Source organism: Micromonospora sonchi (genome assembly GCF_014646235.1).
GTDB classification, from domain to species: Bacteria; Actinomycetota; Actinomycetes; order Mycobacteriales; family Micromonosporaceae; genus Micromonospora; species Micromonospora sonchi.
In genome coordinates this window covers 85,843-101,489 of the sequence record NZ_BMNB01000023.1, presented here as the reverse complement: position 1 = coordinate 101,489, position 15,647 = coordinate 85,843, and the positions used below count along the sequence as shown (strand labels likewise).

Below are 15,647 nucleotides of genomic sequence, written 5' to 3'. Positions count from 1 at the left end.
CGGCGTTGGTCGTGTCCGACCTGCGGCACCCGACATGATCGGGACATCAACGCCGCCAAGAACATCGCCGTCGCCGCCGGGCTGGTGGAGACGAAAAACGCCTGCGGAGCGGACGTCAGACACGAAGACTCTCCTTCCGTGCGGTCTGTGATGAACCAGGAACTCCCATCCGCGAGGGTGGGAACCCCCCGCCTTTAGGCAGGGGAGGAAGTCAAGCCGTCAACCTAGTCCCCGTCCGCCCCTCGGGCCAGTGGCTCAGCGCCCGCTTGGTCCCCGGCCCGCGCCTCGGCCCAGGGGCTCTCGGTGGCTGCCCGTGGGGCCGAGGGTCGGCAGACGAGCACCGTCGGTGCTCCGGCGACCCGGGTCAGCACCAGGCTCGCCGGTTGATCACCGGTCAGCCGCAGGTCGCGTCGGAGCCGTTCGGGTTCCAGCGCGGAGCCGCGCTTGAGGATCTCCACCCGGCCGACCCGGCGCTCCCGTAGCAGCGCGCGCAGTCGCTTGAGCGAGAACGGCAGCACGTCGGTCACCTCGAGGCAGCGGGCGTACGGCGTGGGCGTCGCGTCGTCGGCGTAGAGATAGGCGATCGTCGGGTCGGCCAGCGTGGCGTCGAGTTCGGCGGCCAGCTCGGCGACCAGGTGGGCGCGGATGACCGCCGGATCCGGGTCGTACACGAAGCGACGTACCGGCCCGACCGGCGCCTCGGCCCGTCCCGAACCGATCAGCTGGTGGACGCTCTCCCGGCCGGCGGAGTGGGCGGCGAAGTGATAAGAAGGGGCCCCTTTACTACCGGAGGCGTTAACAGGGGGCCCTTCCTTCAGCACGGTGGCGCGGCGGGGGTGCTCGGCGAGGGGGCCGCACCAGAGGGCCGCCTCGACCAGGTCGCCGTCGACGCTGACCCACTCGGCCTCGGCACCGGGCGGGATCAGGGCGTGGTCGAGACCGGGAGCCACCTTCACCACCGTGTACGGCACCCGTTCGGCCAGCCCGGTGACGAAGTCCCACGGCGGCGAGTACGCGTTCGGGTCGAAGATCCGGCGGCCGGTGCCGGCCCGGCGCCGGGCCGGGTCGCAGAAGACCGCCTCGACCCGGGTCACGTCGAACGCGGTCGCGTCGCCGCACTCGACGGTGAACAGCTCGGCGTACCCCGACGCTTGCGCGTTCGCCTCGGCCAGTGCGGCGGTGACCGGGTCGGCCTCCACGCCGTACACCCGGATGCCGGCACTGGCGGCGGCCAACGCGTCGGCGCCCAGCCCGCAGCCCAGGTCGGCCAGGGTGGTCACCCCGGCGGCCCGCAGCCGCTCGGCGCGACGGCGCGCGACGGCCTGCCGAGTGGCCTGCTCCAGACCGGGCCGGGTGAAGAACATGCCGGCCGCCGCCGGCCCGAACTTGCCGGCCGCCCGGCGACGCAACTCCGCCTGGGTCAGCGCCGCCGCCGCCAATCCGGCCGGCACCCCGGCGGAGCGGAGCGTGGCCGCCGCGGTCAGCGGGTCACCGCCGGCCACCCGAGCCGCCGCGTCGAGCGCGGCCGACCCCTCGCCGGTACGCAGCGCGGCAAACTGCTCCAGATCCACCCGCCCATTGTCCCGACCCACGATGACCCACCCGCGGAGGGCAAGCGTCGCCGGAACGCGGCGTGATCCTTTGCACTTCAGTGAGTCGACACGCCGATGTCCGAGTTACTGGAGTGCAAACGATCAATGTGCGGCCGACCGGGCTCGGCGGGAAGGAGTGGCGAGGAGTGGCGACACGAGGGCGGGTGGCGCTGGCACTCTCCTTGACGGAGTGCTAGCCGAGGAATAACCTGCGATTAGCACTCTCACCCTGAGGGTGCCAACGCTCGGGCCCTGGTGCCCGAGGGTTGAACGCCAGGCGGACCGGCACCCGCGACGACGGCCCCGCCCGGTGGCATGTGGCAGATTGACGCTGGTCGGCATGCCGACCGGCAACGAAACCAAGTACCCCAGGAGGGTATGCCCGTGACTACCGCGACCAAGGTTGCGATCAAGCCGCTCGAGGACCGCATCGTGGTCCAGGCGAACGAGGCCGAGACCACCACCGCCTCGGGGATCGTGATTCCCGACACCGCCAAGGAGAAGCCGCAGGAGGGCACCGTCCTCGCTGTCGGTCCGGGCCGGATCGACGACAAGGGCAACCGCGTCCCGATCGACGTCTCCGTCGGCGACACCGTCCTTTACTCGAAGTACGGCGGCACCGAGGTCAAGTACGCCGGCGAGGAGTACCTGGTGCTCTCCGCCCGCGACGTCCTCGCGGTCATCGAGAAGTAAGCAACCGATCAGTGTCGTTGCCCCGGTCCGGCTCGCCGGGCCGGGGCAACGTCGCTTCGAAGGGACATTCATGGCGAAGATCCTGAGCTTCTCGGACGACGCCCGGCACCAGCTGGAGCACGGTGTCAACGCGCTCGCGAACGCGGTCAAGGTCACCCTCGGGCCGCGTGGGCGCAACGTCGTCCTCGACAAGAAATTCGGTGTGCCCACGATCACCAACGACGGCGTGACGATCGCCAAGGAGATCGAGCTCACCAACCCCTACCAGAACCTCGGCGCGCAGCTGGTCAAGGAGGTGGCGACCAAGACCAACGACGTCGCCGGCGACGGGACCACCACCGCGACCGTGCTGGCCCAGGCGATGGTCCGCGAGGGCCTGCGCAACGTCGCGGCCGGCGCCAACCCGGCCGCCCTCAAGCGGGGCGTCGACGCGGCCTCGGCCAAGGTCTCCGAGGCGCTGCTCGACAAGGCCGTCGAGGTCGCCGACAAGAAGTCGGTCGCGCACGTCGCGACGATCTCCGCGCAGGACGCCACCATCGGCGAGTTGATCGCCGAGGCGATGGAGCGGGTCGGCCGGGACGGTGTGATCACCGTCGAGGAGGGCTCCACCCTGCACACCGAGCTGGACGTCACCGAGGGGCTCCAGTTCGACAAGGGCTTCATCTCGCCGAACTTCGTCACCGACGCCGAGGCGCAGGAGTCGGTTCTGGAGGACGCGTACGTCCTGCTCACCACGCAGAAGATCTCGGCGATCGAGGAGCTGCTGCCGCTGCTGGAGAAGGTTCTCCAGAACAACAAGCCGCTGCTGATCATCGCCGAGGACGTCGAGGGCCAGGCCCTGTCCACCCTGGTGGTCAACTCGATCCGCAAGACCCTCAAGGTCTGCGCGGTCAAGGCCCCCGGCTTCGGTGACCGCCGCAAGGCGATGCTCCAGGACATGGCGATCCTCACCGGCGCCGAGCTGATCGCCCCCGAGCTTGGCTACAAGCTCGACCAGGTCGGTCTGGAGGTGCTGGGCAGCGCCCGGCGCGTGGTGGTCGACAAGGAGAACACCACGATCGTCGACGGTGGCGGGCAGGCCAGCGAGGTCGCCGACCGGGTCGCCCAGATCCGCAAGGAGATCGAGGCGTCCGACTCCGAGTGGGACCGGGAGAAGCTCGCCGAGCGGCTGGCCAAGCTCTCCGGTGGCATCGCGGTGGTCAAGGTCGGCGCGGCCACCGAGGTCGAGATGAAGGAGCGCAAGCACCGCATCGAGGACGCCATCGCCGCGACCAAGGCCGCGGTCGAGGAGGGTACGGTGCCCGGTGGCGGTGCCGCCCTGGTGCAGATCCTGCCGGTGCTCGACGACGACCTCGGCTTCACCGGCGACGAGAAGGTCGGCGTGTCGATCGTGCGCAAGGCGCTGCTCGAGCCGCTGCGCTGGATCGCCCAGAACGCCGGCCACGACGGCTACGTCGTGGTGCAGAAGGTCGTCGGCGGCCAGTGGGGCCACGGCCTCGACGCCGCCGTCGGCGAGTACGCGAACCTGGCCGACAAGGGCATCCTCGACCCGGTGAAGGTGACCCGTAACGCGGTGACCAACGCCGCGTCGATCGCCGGTCTGCTGCTGACCACCGAGAGCCTCGTGGTGGAGAAGCCGCAGGAGTCGGAGCCCGCCGCCGGTGGGCACGGCCACTCGCACGGCCACGGGCACAGCCACCAGCACGGTCCGGGTTTCTGACCCCTGCCGTACGCCGGGACGTGGGGCGCATCCGTCGACGACGGTGCGCCCCACGCTCTTGGGCCGGCAGCGGCCGGCCGTGAACGGCGACGCCGCGTCCCGCAGTGGGGACGCGGCGTCGGGTGGCGGGATCAGGCGACCTTGCGCTGGACGGGGACGGCCGACCGGTGGGCGCTGCCCAGCCGGGCCTCCAGCCGGGCGACGTCGACCCGGTTCTGCCGGCGGTCGGCGAGATCCTCCCAGCCGACCGCGAGCAGCCGTAGCCGCTCGGACTCGCTGAAGCCGCCCCACACCCCGTACGGCTCCCGGACGGCCAGGGCGTGCGCGGCGCACTCGGCGCGGACCGGGCAGGCGCGGCAGACCGTCTTCGCGTTGGACTCCCGACGTAGGCGGGAGGAGCCGCGCTCGCCGTCGGGGTGGAAGAACTGGGCGCTGTCCCGGCCCCGACAGGCACCGAGCCGCTGCCAATCCCAGAGGTCGATGATGGGTCCGGGCAGTCTACGTACGTTCGACATCAGCACCCCTCCTCTCGCGCGGCACCGCGAGACGTTTCTGTGGCCGGCAGTCCGGGCGGCGGGCCGCGCAGGCGCACCGTTCCCGGCCTGGCCCCTCGGTACCCGGCTCGCTCTCGACTCACACGTCTTTGATCCAAAACATCTGGCGACTTGCGGCATATGCCCTAACTGTCGGAAAAGTGGAGAGGATTGCCCGGAACCTCCTCCTGAGCCCGCCCGGTCGTGGTCTGCTCATCTTCGGAAAGGAGATCACTGTGCGTACGGTTCTCGTGTGCGTTCGGACGCCGCTCGCGGCGCAGCACCTGACCTCCGCGGCGGCGCGGCTGGGGTTGTCCGGTGCGGTTCGGACAGCAGTCTCCGATCCCGAGGTGATGCTGCGGTTGGCGGAGCGTCCCGCCGACGTGGTGCTCGCCGACACCGCGCTCACCCGGCCCGACAGCGCCGGCTTCGTCCGTCGGGTGCTGGCCCGGGCGCCGCAGGCCGCCGTGCTGCTGCTCGGCGCCGAGGAGTCCGAGGCCGCGGCGGCGACCATCAACGCCGGGGCACGAGGACTCATCCAGGGTGTGGACCACGACCTCACCAGCGCGGTCGCCAAGGCCCTGCTGCTGCTGGCCGCACCGGGCCGGGCCAACCGGCACCGGATCGCGGACCCGGCCCGGGACACCGCCGCGGTGGGCAGCCCGAAGCGGCCGGCGCAGACTGGCCGGCCCACCGGCGAGAGTGCGCCGGCCTGGCCGGCCGGTGACGCCCAGGGCGGCCCGGCGATGGTGCCGGCGCAGCGCGGCGACGACCCGGCCGAGCCGGATGCCGAAAACGCGACCGGGTCGGACCGGCCCGCCGCGGCTCGGCCGGACCGGTCGGCGATCGGACTCACCGAACGGGAGTTGCAGGTGTTGCTCGGGATGGCCGAGGGCAAGAGCAACGCCGAGATCGGCCGCGAGTTGTTCGTCTCCGAGGACACCGTGAAGACCCACGCCCGGCGGTTGTTCCGCAAGCTCGGTGCCCGCGACCGGGCGCACGCGGTGGCTGCCGGATTCCGCGCCGGGCTGGTCGCCTGAGCGTGGCTCAGTCGCGCGAGTCGGGCTCGTCCTCGGTGCCCTCACTGAGGGTGTCGTGCACCCCGTCGGCGTAGCCCCGGGCGTAGTCCCAGGTGACGTAGTGGTCGGGATCGGGATCGTAGGCCGGCTCGTGCACCCGGGGGCGCCCGGAACTCAGCAGATGGCGCAGGTTGCCCCGGAGCAGGTCCCAGTCGAAGTAGTGCGGCTCCCGGCAGTCCTCGCACTCGATCACGAGCCCTCGTACGCCGATCGGCGCGAGCAGCGCCTGGTAGATCTCCAGGTCGGCGAGATCCTCCAGCACGTCCTGGCGCTCGACGTCGGTCAGCGGGTCGAGTGGATCGTCGCGGTCGGGCTCGTCCAGCCCGGCCGCCGGGTCGGTCGGGTCGCCGGTGAACGGGTCGATGGGCTCGTCGTGCACCCCCTCACCGTAGACCCAAGCACCCGCCGACGCCCGCCCCCGTCGGGTAACGGCTACCGACGTCGCGCGGGCCGCCGGACGCGGGTGTCACCCGGGCCACTGGGTACGATGGGGGCGACGCACCCTCGCCCGGTCCCGGCCGGTGCCCACCAGTGCCACCTCACTGAAGCCCGTTCGAGCAGCTCAGGAGAGCAATCGTGGATAATTCGCCCCGCATCGACCTTTCCGCCGGCACCGAGGCCGGCGAGCTGGGCGGCCACCTGCCCGAGCTGCCCGCCGGCTCGGCCCGGGTGGTTCCGCTGGGGCTGACCTTCGACGACGTGCTGCTCCAGCCGGGCGAGTCGGACGTGGTGCCCAGCCGGGTCAACACCCTCACCCGGCTGACCCGCAACGTCACCCTCTCCATCCCGCTGTTGTCCAGCGCGATGGACACGGTGACCGAGGCGCGGATGGCGATCGCGATGGCCCGCCAGGGCGGCATCGGCGTGCTGCACCGCAACCTCGCGGTGGAGGACCAGGCGCTCCAGGTCGACCTGGTCAAGCGCTCCGAGTCCGGCATGATCACCAACCCGGTGACCGCCAGCCCGGACGACACCCTCCGCGAGGTCGACCAGCTCTGCGGGCGCTACCGCATCTCCGGGGTGCCGGTGGTGGACGCGCAGGGGCAGCTCGTGGGCATCGTCACCAACCGGGACATGCGCTTCGTCTCCGAGCCGGCCACGCCGGTCCACGAGATCATGACCCGCGCGCCCCTGGTCACCGCGTCGGTCGGGGTGAGCAAGGACGAGGCGCTCGCCCTGCTCCGCCAGCACAAGGTCGAGAAGCTGCCGATCGTCGACGGCTCCGGCAAGCTGCGCGGGCTGATCACCGTCAAGGACTTCACCAAGAGCGAGCAGTACCCGAACGCCACCAAGGACGACGCCGGCCGGCTGCGGGTGGCGGCGGCGATCGGTGTCGGTGAGGACGCGTACAAGCGGGCCCGCGCGCTGGTCGACGCGGGCGTCGACGTGCTCATCGTGGACACCGCCCACGGCCACCAGCGGGCCGTGCTGGAGATGGTCAGCCGGCTCAAGAAGGACGTTGCCGCCGACGTGGTCGGCGGCAACGTGGCGACCTACGCCGGAGCGAAGGCCCTGGTCGACGCCGGTGCCGACGGGGTGAAGGTCGGCGTGGGGCCGGGCGCCATCTGCACCACCCGGATCGTGGCCGGCGTCGGCGTGCCACAGATCACCGCGATCATGGAGGCCGCGCGGGCGGCCCGCCCGGCGGGCGTGCCGGTGATCGGTGACGGTGGCATTCAATACTCCGGCGACATCGCCAAGGCACTCGTCGCCGGCGCCGACACGGTGATGCTCGGCAGCCTGCTGGCCGGCTGCGAGGAGAGCCCCGGCGAGCTGATCTTCGTCAACGGCAAGCAGTTCAAGGCGTACCGGGGCATGGGCTCGCTCGGCGCGATGCAGTCGCGCGGGCAGGCCAAGTCGTACTCCAAGGACCGCTACTTCCAGCAGGACGTGACCAGCGACGAGAAGCTGGTCCCGGAGGGCGTCGAGGGCCAGGTGCCGTACCGGGGGCCGCTGTCCCGGATGGCCCACCAGTTGGTCGGCGGCCTCCGCCTGGCAATGGGGTACGCGGGCGCGGAGAGCATCGCCGAGTTGCACGAGCGCGGCCAGTTGATCCGGATCACCGCGGCGGGGCTGAAGGAGAGCCACCCGCACGACATCCAGATGACCGTCGAGGCGCCGAACTACCACACCCGCTGACCCCTCCCACCACCCCTGAACAACTCTGGAGTCCCCATGCGTGACGTGGTCGAGATCGGGCTGGGCAAGACCGCGCAGCGCGGCTACCACCTGGACGACATCGCCATCGTGCCGAGCCGCCGCACCCGGGACGTGGACGACGTCTCCACCGGGTGGCAGCTCGACGCGTACCAGTTCGGCATCCCCTGCGTGGGGCACCCCTCGGACGCGACGATGAGCCCGGCCTCGGCGGTGCGGCTCGGGCAGCTCGGCGGGCTCGGCGTGCTCAACGTCGAGGGGCTCTGGACCCGCTACGAGAACCCGACCAAGGTGCTGGAGGAGCTCGCCGGCCTGGACGAGGACGCCCGCGCCACCAAGCGGCTCCAGGAGGTGTACGCCGAGCCGATCCGGCCGGATCTGATCACCGAACGGGTCCGGGAGCTGCGCGAGGGCGGCGGCACGGTGGCGGTGCGGGTCTCCCCGCAGCACACCCTGGCGCTGGCCCCGGTCATCCTCGACGCGGGCGTGGACATGCTGGTCATCCAGGGCACCATCGTCTCGGCCGAGCACGTCTCGACCACCGACGAGCCGCTCAACCTCAAGGAGTTCATCGCCGACCTCGACCTCCCGGTCGTCGTTGGCGGCTGCACCGACTACAAGACGGCGCTGCACCTGATGCGCACCGGCGCGGCCGGCGTGATCGTCGGCATCGGTGGCGACGAGTGGTCCACGACCGAGTCGGTGCTCGGCATCCGGGTGCCGATGGCCACCGCGATCGCCGACGCGGCCGCGGCCCGGCGGGACTACCTGGACGAGACCGGCGGCCGGTACGTGCACCTGATCGCCGACGGGGACATCCGTACCTCCGGCGACATCGCCAAGGCGATCGGTTGCGGTGCGGACGCGGTGATGCTCGGCGAGCCCCTGTCGCTCTGCGACGAGGCACCGGCCGGCGGCACCTGGTGGCACTCGGCGGCCAGCCACCCGTCGCTGCCCCGGGGTGCCTTCGAGGCCGCCGGCGATTCCCTCGGCTCCATGGAACGCCTCCTCTTCGGCCCCGCCGACGAGCCCGACGGCCAGCTCAACCTCTTCGGCGGCCTACGCCGCGCCATGGCCAAGTGCGGCTACCGTGACCTCAAGGAATTCCAGCGGGTAGGCCTGGTCCTGGACCGCTAGCCCCTCCCACCCTCTTTTCCCCGTTGATCATGAGGTTGACGGCAGTGGTCGATCTCCACACGGCCGTCAACCTCATGATCGACGCTGAGGTGGCGCGATAGGCTCATCCGATGAGCGGGGGGTGGGCGGGCCGGGGCGCGCGGGGGCGGGTGGCGGTGGCGGTGGTGGCCGCGCTCGCGCTGGTCAGCTGCACGGGCCCGGGGCGGGACGACGACGGGTTCCGGGCGGGCAGCGCGGATCTCGCCGACCCGTACGTCCCGGGCAGCGGCAACGGCGGGTACGACGTCGCCCACTACCGGCTGGCGGTGCGCTACGACCCGGCGAACGACCGGCTCGCCGGCCGGGCCGAGGTCACCGCGACCGCGACGCACGGGCTGTCCCGGTTCAATCTGGACCTGGCCGGGCTGGACGTCAGCTCGGTCGCCGTGAACGGTGTCCCCGCCGAGTACCGGCACGCCGACGGCGAGCTGGTCGTCACCCCCGGCTCGGGGCTGGCCACCGGCAGCCGATTCACCGTCGAGGTGGTCTACGCCGGCGTGCCCGAGGCGGTCACCGACGGTGTGCTGGGCGGCGGTGGCTTCCAGCACACCGAGGACGGCGCGATCGCCCTCGGCCAGCCACACTCGGCGGCGACCTGGTTCCCGGTCAACGACCACCCCTCGGACAAGGCCACCTACGACATCGAGGTGACCGTCCCCGACGGTCTCGCCGCGCTGAGCAACGGGGTGCCCGGCGAGCGGACCAGCGCCGACGGCTGGACCACCTGGCGCTGGGCCGAGCGGTCGCCGATGGCGAGCTACCTGACCACCCTGGTGATCGGCGACTACCGGGTGGACACCGGCAGCCACGGCGGCAAGCCGCTGGTCACCGCGGTGCCGTCCGGGTTGCCCGCCACCGGGCCGGAGGCCAGGTCACTGGCCCGCACCGGCGAGATCGCGGACTTCCTGGCCGGCCGGTTCGGGCCGTACCCGTTCGAGGCGTACGGCGGCGTGGTGGTCGCCGACACCCGCATCGGGTACGCCCTGGAGACCCAGTCGCGGCCGGTCTACGGGCCGGGTTTCTTCCGCCAGGGCGAACCGAACTACGGCGTGGTCGTCCACGAGTTGGCCCATCAGTGGTTCGGCAACAGCGTGGCGCTGGCCGGCTGGCGTGACATCTGGCTCAACGAGGGGTTCGCCAGCTACGCCGAGTGGATGTGGGCGGAGCACGACGGCGGCACCACCGCCCAGCGCAACTTCGAGCTCCAGTACGCGGCGACCGACTGGTCGCGGCGCACGCTCGATCCCGGCGTGGGCCAGATGTTCAGCACCGCCGTCTACAAGCGGGGGGCGCTCACCGTGCACGCGCTGCGGCGTACCGTCGGCGACGACGCCTTCTTCGAGATCCTGCGAGCCTGGACCACCGAGCGCCGGGACGGCACCGCGACCACCGCGGACTTCGTTGCCCTGGCCGAACGGGTCTCGGGCCGCTCCCTGGGCTCGTTCTTCGACGCCTGGCTCACCAACACCACCCCACCCGCCCTGCCCTGACCCCGACCCCCGACCCCGACCCCCGACCCCGGTCCCCTCCCCCCTCCCCCCTCCCCCCCCCCTGCCCGACCCCCCACCCCTGGTTGATCATGAGGTTAGCGGCGAAGTCGATCTCTTCTACTGCCGCTAACCTCATGATCAACCAGGGTGTGGCGCTGGGACCGTTAGCTTCGGATGCTCGGCGAGGTAGGCGTCGACCCGGCCGGCGCGCAGTTCGGTGAGGAAGCGGCGGCCGACCCGGGTCAGCTCCTCGCCCCGGTAGGAACTGCCCTGGCCGACCGCGGCCCCGGGCAGGACGACCAGGGTGAGGGCGTCGGGCGAGAGGCCACCGAGGGCGTACGCGAACTCGACGATCTTTCGCCCGCCGACGTAGACCAGCATCTCCCCGAGCGCGTCGGTCACCTGCTCGACCTGCTCCGGTTGGCGGGCCAGGTCCGCGTCGAGGATCTTGCTGACCAGCGCTCTGATCAGCTGTTGCTGGTGGCGCTGCCGGGTGTAGTCGCCGCCGGGCAGGTAGCGCTGGCGGGCGTAGTCCAGCGCCTGCCAGCCGTTGAGGTGCGCCTCGCCGGGCTCGTAGACCATCTGCGGCCCGACGTAGCCACCGATTCCGGGGCCGGGCCGCCGGTGCTTGCCGTCCGGCTGGCGGTGCCGCGAGACCACCCGCTGGTCGATGTGGATGTCGACGCCACCCAGGCTGTCCACCAGCTTGTCGAAGCCGCCGAAGGTGAGCACCGCGCCGCCGTCGATGCGCAGGCCGGTGTAGTCGCTGACGGTTCGCCGCAGCAGGTCGTACCCCTGGGCGGGGTCCGGTCGCTTCGCCCGGCCCGGCACCCGGCTGCCGTAGCTCATCGCGTTGGTGAGCTTGGTCCGCCCGCCGGAGTAGCCGGCCGGTTTGAAGGCCGGGACGTCCACCACCAGGTCCCGGGGAAGCGAGAAGAGGTACGCCCGGGACAGCCCGGCCGGCACGTGCAGCATGAGTACGGCGTCGGCGTGCGGTTCCCAACCGGGCACGCTGACCCGGGTGTCGACGCCGACCAGCAGCAGGTTGAGCGGGCCGGTGATGTCGGCTCCCGGCGGTGGTGTGCTCGGGCTGGGATCGGGTTGTCCGCTCGGCGACGGGTCCGGGCCGGTCGCCCGGGCGGTCGGTGCCGTCCGGTCGGCGGCGAGCGTACGGGCCACCACCAGCGCGCCGCCGGCCAGCAGGAGCACCGTGACCAACCCGGCCAGCAGCAGGGTCACGCGTCGGCGGTCCGCTGCGAGCGCCATCGGTGCCTCCTTCGTCCGGTACCGATCCCATCGGTCCCGCTGCATGATCACGCAGAGAGTGCCCCTGGCGCGAGAGCTACTGGCGGGTAATGATGGCTCCATGCGGTATGACGTGGTCGTCATCGGATCCGGCTTCGGCGGCAGCGTCGCCGCGCTCCGGCTGGCCGAGAAGGGCTACTCGGTCGGCGTGCTGGAGGCCGGTCGGCGGTTCGCCGACGACGAGTTCCCGCAGACGTCGTGGCGACTGCGCCGCTTCCTGTGGGCGCCGCGGCTGGGTTGCTTCGGCCTGCAACGCATCACCCTGCTGCGGGCCGCCGAGCGGCGAGCCGGCGGCGGGGTGCTGGTGCTGTCGGGCGCCGGGGTCGGTGGCGGCTCGCTGGTGTACGCCAACACCCTCTACGAGCCGCCGGACACCTTCTACGCCAACCCGCAGTGGCGGGACATCACCGACTGGCGGGCCGAGTTGGCCCCGCACTACGACCAGGCGAAGCGGATGCTCGGCGTCACCGCGTACCCGGTCGTCACCGGTGCGGACCGGGCGATGCGGCGGGTGGCCGAGCGGATGGGGGTGGGGCACACCTTTCACGCCACCCCGGTCGGCGTGCACATCGGACGGCCCGGCGAGCGGGTGGCCGACCCGTACTTCGGTGGTGTCGGTCCGGATCGCGTCGGCTGCACGCACTGCGGCGCCTGCATGACCGGCTGCCGGTACGGCGCGAAGAACACGCTGGTCAAGAACTACCTCTGGCTGGCCGAGCGGATCGGCGCCGAAGTGCACCCGCTGATCACGGTGACCGCGGTCCGGCCGTCCGGCGACGGGTACGCGGTGCACACCGAGCGCACGGGCGCCTGGCTGCGCAAGCGCCGGCAGGTGATCCACGCCGATCAGGTGGTCTTCGCCGCCGGTGCGCTGGGTACCCAGCGGCTGCTGCACGAGATGCGCGCCGCCGGCGACCTGCCCGCGCTCTCGCCCCGACTCGGCGAGCTGACCAGGACCAACTCGGAGGCGATCCTCGGCGCCTCGATGTCGCGCCGGCAGGCCCGGGCGCGCGGGGTGGACTTCACCGAGGGGGTGGCGATCACCAGTTCGTTCCACCCGGACGCGCGTACCCACATCGAGCCGGTCCGCTACGGGCAGGGCTCGAACGCGATGGGGTTGCTCCAGTCGCTGCTGGTCGACGGCGGGCCGCACCGGGTGCGCCGCTGGCTGGGGCAGTTGCTGCGACACCCGGGCCGGGCCGCCCGGATGCTCTCCGTGCGGGGCTGGTCGGGGCGTACCGTGATCGCGCTGGTGATGCAGTCGGCCGACAACTCGTTGACCACCCGCCTGCGGCGCGGCCCGTTCGGCCGTCGGCTGGTCGCCGGTCCCGGCCATGGTGCCCCCAACCCGACCTGGATCCCGGCCGGCAACCAGGCGGCCCGGCTGCTCGCGGAGGAGATCGACGGTACGCCGGGCGGCGCGCTGACCGAGCCGTTCGACATCCCGATGACCGCGCACATCCTCGGCGGCGCGGTCATCGGCGCCACCCCGGCCGACGGGGTGATCGACCCGTACCACCGGGTCTTCGGCCACCCGGGCCTGCACGTGGTCGACGGCGCCGCCATCTCCGCCAACCTCGGCGTCAACCCGTCCCTGACCATCACCGCCCAGGCCGAACGCGCCATGTCCCTCTGGCCCAACAGAACCGATCCCGACCCCCGCCCCCCACTGGGCACCCCCTACCGCCCCCTCACCCCCGTCCCCCCACACGCCCCCGCCGTCCCCCCACACGCCCCCGCCGCCCTCCACCCTCACCCCTGACCTCGTCGATCTTGCAGTTTCCGTCGGGGCGAAAGGTGCATAGAGCACATAAAGGCGACCGAAACTGCAAGATCGGCGAGCCGCGGGCGAGGCGTGGGGAGGGGGCGTGGTGGGGGCGGTGCGTGTGGGAGTGCCGGTCACGCTCGGTAGGATTGCCGGCTATGAGCCTGCCGCGTCCTGTCCTCGTGGTCGACTTCGGTGCCCAGTACGCCCAGCTGATCGCCAGACGGGTACGCGAGGCGAGGGTCTACTCCGAGGTCGTCCCGCACACCATGCCGGTGGCCGAGATGCTGGCCCGGGATCCGGCCGCGATCATCCTCTCCGGCGGCCCGGCGAGCGTGCACGAGCCGGACGCCCCGCAGGTCGACGACGCGCTGTTCCGCACGGGCGTGCCGGTCTTCGGCATCTGCTACGGGTTCCAGGCGATGGCCCGCTCCCTCGGCGGCACGGTGGCGCGCACCGGCAGCCGCGAGTACGGCGGCACCCCGCTGCGTCCCCGCCTGCTCGACCCGGGTGTGCTGCTCCGTGACCTGCCAGCCGACCTGCCGGTCTGGATGAGCCACGGCGACTGTGTCACCGAGGCGCCCGAGGGTTTCACGGTGACCGCCGAGTCGGCCGGTGCGCCGGTCGCCGCCTTCGAGGACCTGGCCGGCCGCCGGGCCGGGGTGCAGTTCCACCCCGAGGTGGGGCACACCGCGCACGGGCAGGAGATGCTGACCCGCTTCCTGTACGAGATCGCCGGGATCGAGCCGACCTGGACGCCCGAGAACATCATCGACGAGCAGGTGGCCCGGATCCGCGCGCAGGTCGGTGACAAGGAGGTCATCTGCGGCCTGAGCGGCGGGGTGGACTCCGCGGTTGCCGCCGCGCTCGTGCACAGGGCCGTCGGTGACCAACTGACCTGCGTCTTCGTCGATCACGGTCTGCTGCGCGCGGGCGAGGCCGAGCAGGTGGAGAAGGACTACGTCGCGGCCACCGGCATCAAGCTCAAGGTGGTCGACGCGGCCGACCGGTTCCTCGATGCGCTGGCCGGGGTGACCGACCCGGAGCAGAAGCGCAAGATCATCGGTCGGGAGTTCATCCGGGTCTTCGAGGCCGCGGCGCGGGAGATCGCCTCGCACGGTGACGTCGAGTTCCTGGTGCAGGGCACCCTCTACCCGGACGTGGTCGAGTCCGGTGGCGGCCCCGGCACCGCCAACATCAAGAGCCACCACAACGTCGGCGGCCTGCCTGAGGACCTGAAGTTCGCCCTGGTCGAGCCGCTGCGCACGCTGTTCAAGGACGAGGTCCGTACGCTCGGTCTCCAGCTCGGCCTGCCCGAGGCGATGGTCTGGCGGCATCCGTTCCCGGGCCCCGGGCTGGCCATCCGGATCGTCGGCGCGGTCGACCGGGAGCGCCTGGACCTGCTCCGCCAGGCCGACTTCATCGCCCGTCAGGAGCTCAGCGCGGCCGGTCTGGACCGGGACGTGTGGCAGTTCCCGGTGGTGCTGCTGGCCGACGTACGCAGCGTCGGCGTGCAGGGCGACGGGCGCAGCTACGGGCATCCCGTGGTGCTGCGCCCGGTCTCCAGCGAGGACGCGATGACCGCCGACTGGTCCCGGCTGCCCTACGACGTGATCGCCCGGATCTCCACCCGGATCACCAACGAGGTGGCCGAGGTGAACCGGGTGGTCCTGGACGTCACCAGCAAGCCGCCGGGCACCATCGAGTGGGAGTGACGCCGGCTCAGACCGGCGGCTGAGGATCCGTCCGGGGTGCCGGCTCCGGGGTCTGCGGCTGCGGCGTTTGCGGCTGCGGCCACGCGGGTGCGCCGGCCGGCTCCTCGGGCATCAGGAACCACATGATCGGGTACGCGAGCGCGGCGATCCCGCCGGTCAGCAGCGTGCCGACGGCGAAGACGACGCGGACCAGGGTGGGGTCGACGGTGAAGTAGCGGCCGAGGCCGCTGGCGACCCCGGCCACCATCCGGTCCGTGGTCGGGCGGCGTAGCTGCTTGTACGGGGCCTGCGAGGTGTGAGTCATGCCTCCACGGTCCTCGTCTCGGCGCGCATCGACCTCGGTGACCGCCCGGATCAATACCCTGAACTGCACCTCAGGGACAGTGATCAGTCAGGAATCCGACTCTCTTCCGCGTCCGTAG

14 protein-coding genes are annotated in these 15,647 nt (G+C 71.9%); 9 read left to right on the top strand and 5 right to left on the bottom strand.

The genetic code is table 11. The features are described 5' to 3' along the window. The coding region (locus IEY61_RS32205) for a zinc ribbon domain-containing protein (RefSeq protein ID WP_373293196.1) at nt 1-198 on the top strand (198 nt) is incomplete at its 5' end. A gap of 26 nt (nt 199-224) precedes the next feature. On the opposite strand, the gene IEY61_RS22195 is transcribed toward IEY61_RS32205, so the two are convergent. Continuing rightward, the gene (locus tag IEY61_RS22195) at nt 225-1,571 is read right to left on the bottom strand and encodes a THUMP-like domain-containing protein (protein WP_189047406.1); all 1,347 of its coding nucleotides are present in this window, start codon (nt 1,569-1,571) and stop codon (nt 225-227) included. Between the two features lie 405 nt (nt 1,572-1,976). On the opposite strand from IEY61_RS22195, the gene groES reads away from it, so the two are divergent. After that, nucleotides 1,977-2,285, top strand: coding sequence for a co-chaperone GroES (gene groES, locus IEY61_RS22190; protein WP_498070723.1), 309 nt, complete (start codon nt 1,977-1,979; stop codon nt 2,283-2,285). A gap of 70 nt (nt 2,286-2,355) precedes the next feature. Continuing rightward, complete coding sequence (gene groL, locus IEY61_RS22185; protein WP_189047404.1) at nt 2,356-4,005, top strand: chaperonin GroEL; 1,650 nt, start codon at nt 2,356-2,358, stop codon at nt 4,003-4,005. 131 nt (nt 4,006-4,136) lie between these two features. On the opposite strand, the gene IEY61_RS22180 is transcribed toward groL, so the two are convergent. Beyond that, nucleotides 4,137-4,520, bottom strand: coding sequence for a WhiB family transcriptional regulator (locus IEY61_RS22180; protein WP_189047402.1), 384 nt, complete (start codon nt 4,518-4,520; stop codon nt 4,137-4,139). A gap of 254 nt (nt 4,521-4,774) precedes the next feature. On the opposite strand from IEY61_RS22180, the gene IEY61_RS22175 reads away from it, so the two are divergent. After that, the gene (locus tag IEY61_RS22175; protein WP_189047400.1) at nt 4,775-5,578 is read left to right on the top strand and encodes a helix-turn-helix transcriptional regulator; all 804 of its coding nucleotides are present in this window, start codon (nt 4,775-4,777) and stop codon (nt 5,576-5,578) included. A 7-nt stretch (nt 5,579-5,585) separates the two neighbouring features. Here IEY61_RS22175 and IEY61_RS22170 read toward each other — a convergent pair whose 3' ends face one another. Next, nucleotides 5,586-5,996 (bottom strand): DUF5319 domain-containing protein, encoded by a 411-nt coding sequence (locus IEY61_RS22170; protein WP_189047398.1) that lies wholly within the window; start codon nt 5,994-5,996, stop codon nt 5,586-5,588. 197 nt (nt 5,997-6,193) lie between these two features. Between IEY61_RS22170 and guaB the strand changes: the two genes are divergently transcribed. From guaB to IEY61_RS22155, 3 genes are all read left to right on the top strand, one after another. Further along, the gene (gene guaB / locus IEY61_RS22165; RefSeq protein WP_189047396.1) at nt 6,194-7,756 is read left to right on the top strand and encodes an IMP dehydrogenase; all 1,563 of its coding nucleotides are present in this window, start codon (nt 6,194-6,196) and stop codon (nt 7,754-7,756) included. Between the two features lie 36 nt (nt 7,757-7,792). Next, nucleotides 7,793-8,911 carry a GuaB3 family IMP dehydrogenase-related protein gene (locus IEY61_RS22160; RefSeq protein WP_189047395.1) on the top strand — a complete coding sequence of 373 codons (1,119 nt, stop codon included), beginning with the start codon at nt 7,793-7,795 and terminating at the stop codon, nt 8,909-8,911. A gap of 110 nt (nt 8,912-9,021) precedes the next feature. Next, entirely contained in the window at nt 9,022-10,440 is a 1,419-nt protein-coding gene (locus IEY61_RS22155) for a M1 family metallopeptidase (RefSeq protein WP_189047393.1), read from the top strand. Nucleotides 10,441-10,578: 138 nt separating this feature from the next. Here IEY61_RS22155 and IEY61_RS22150 read toward each other — a convergent pair whose 3' ends face one another. Further along, entirely contained in the window at nt 10,579-11,706 is a 1,128-nt protein-coding gene (locus IEY61_RS22150) for an LCP family protein (protein WP_189047391.1), read from the bottom strand. 100 nt (nt 11,707-11,806) lie between these two features. On the opposite strand from IEY61_RS22150, the gene IEY61_RS22145 reads away from it, so the two are divergent. Further along, nucleotides 11,807-13,507 (top strand): GMC oxidoreductase, encoded by a 1,701-nt coding sequence (locus IEY61_RS22145; RefSeq protein WP_189047389.1) that lies wholly within the window; start codon nt 11,807-11,809, stop codon nt 13,505-13,507. A gap of 161 nt (nt 13,508-13,668) precedes the next feature. Further along, entirely contained in the window at nt 13,669-15,225 is a 1,557-nt protein-coding gene (gene guaA, locus IEY61_RS22140; protein WP_189047387.1) for a glutamine-hydrolyzing GMP synthase, read from the top strand. A gap of 7 nt (nt 15,226-15,232) precedes the next feature. On the opposite strand, the gene IEY61_RS22135 is transcribed toward guaA, so the two are convergent. Next, nucleotides 15,233-15,529, bottom strand: coding sequence for a PspC domain-containing protein (locus tag IEY61_RS22135; RefSeq protein ID WP_189047385.1), 297 nt, complete (start codon nt 15,527-15,529; stop codon nt 15,233-15,235). Nucleotides 15,530-15,647 lie beyond the last annotated feature (118 nt).

What these genes read in the sequence shown, in the direction of transcription:
- IEY61_RS22155 (WP_189047393.1), top strand. Translation starts at nt 9,022, where the DNA reads ATGAGCGGGGGGTGGGCGGGCCGGGGCGCGCGGGGGCGGGTGGCGGTG.
- IEY61_RS22160 (WP_189047395.1), top strand. Translation starts at nt 7,793, where the DNA reads ATGCGTGACGTGGTCGAGATCGGGCTGGGCAAGACCGCGCAGCGCGGC.
- guaA (WP_189047387.1), top strand. Translation starts at nt 13,669, where the DNA reads ATGAGCCTGCCGCGTCCTGTCCTCGTGGTCGACTTCGGTGCCCAGTAC.
- groL (WP_189047404.1), top strand. Translation starts at nt 2,356, where the DNA reads ATGGCGAAGATCCTGAGCTTCTCGGACGACGCCCGGCACCAGCTGGAG.
- IEY61_RS22180 (WP_189047402.1), bottom strand. Translation starts at nt 4,520, where the DNA reads ATGTCGAACGTACGTAGACTGCCCGGACCCATCATCGACCTCTGGGAT.
- IEY61_RS22135 (WP_189047385.1), bottom strand. Translation starts at nt 15,529, where the DNA reads ATGACTCACACCTCGCAGGCCCCGTACAAGCAGCTACGCCGCCCGACC.
- IEY61_RS22145 (WP_189047389.1), top strand. Translation starts at nt 11,807, where the DNA reads ATGCGGTATGACGTGGTCGTCATCGGATCCGGCTTCGGCGGCAGCGTC.
- IEY61_RS22150 (WP_189047391.1), bottom strand. Translation starts at nt 11,706, where the DNA reads ATGGCGCTCGCAGCGGACCGCCGACGCGTGACCCTGCTGCTGGCCGGG.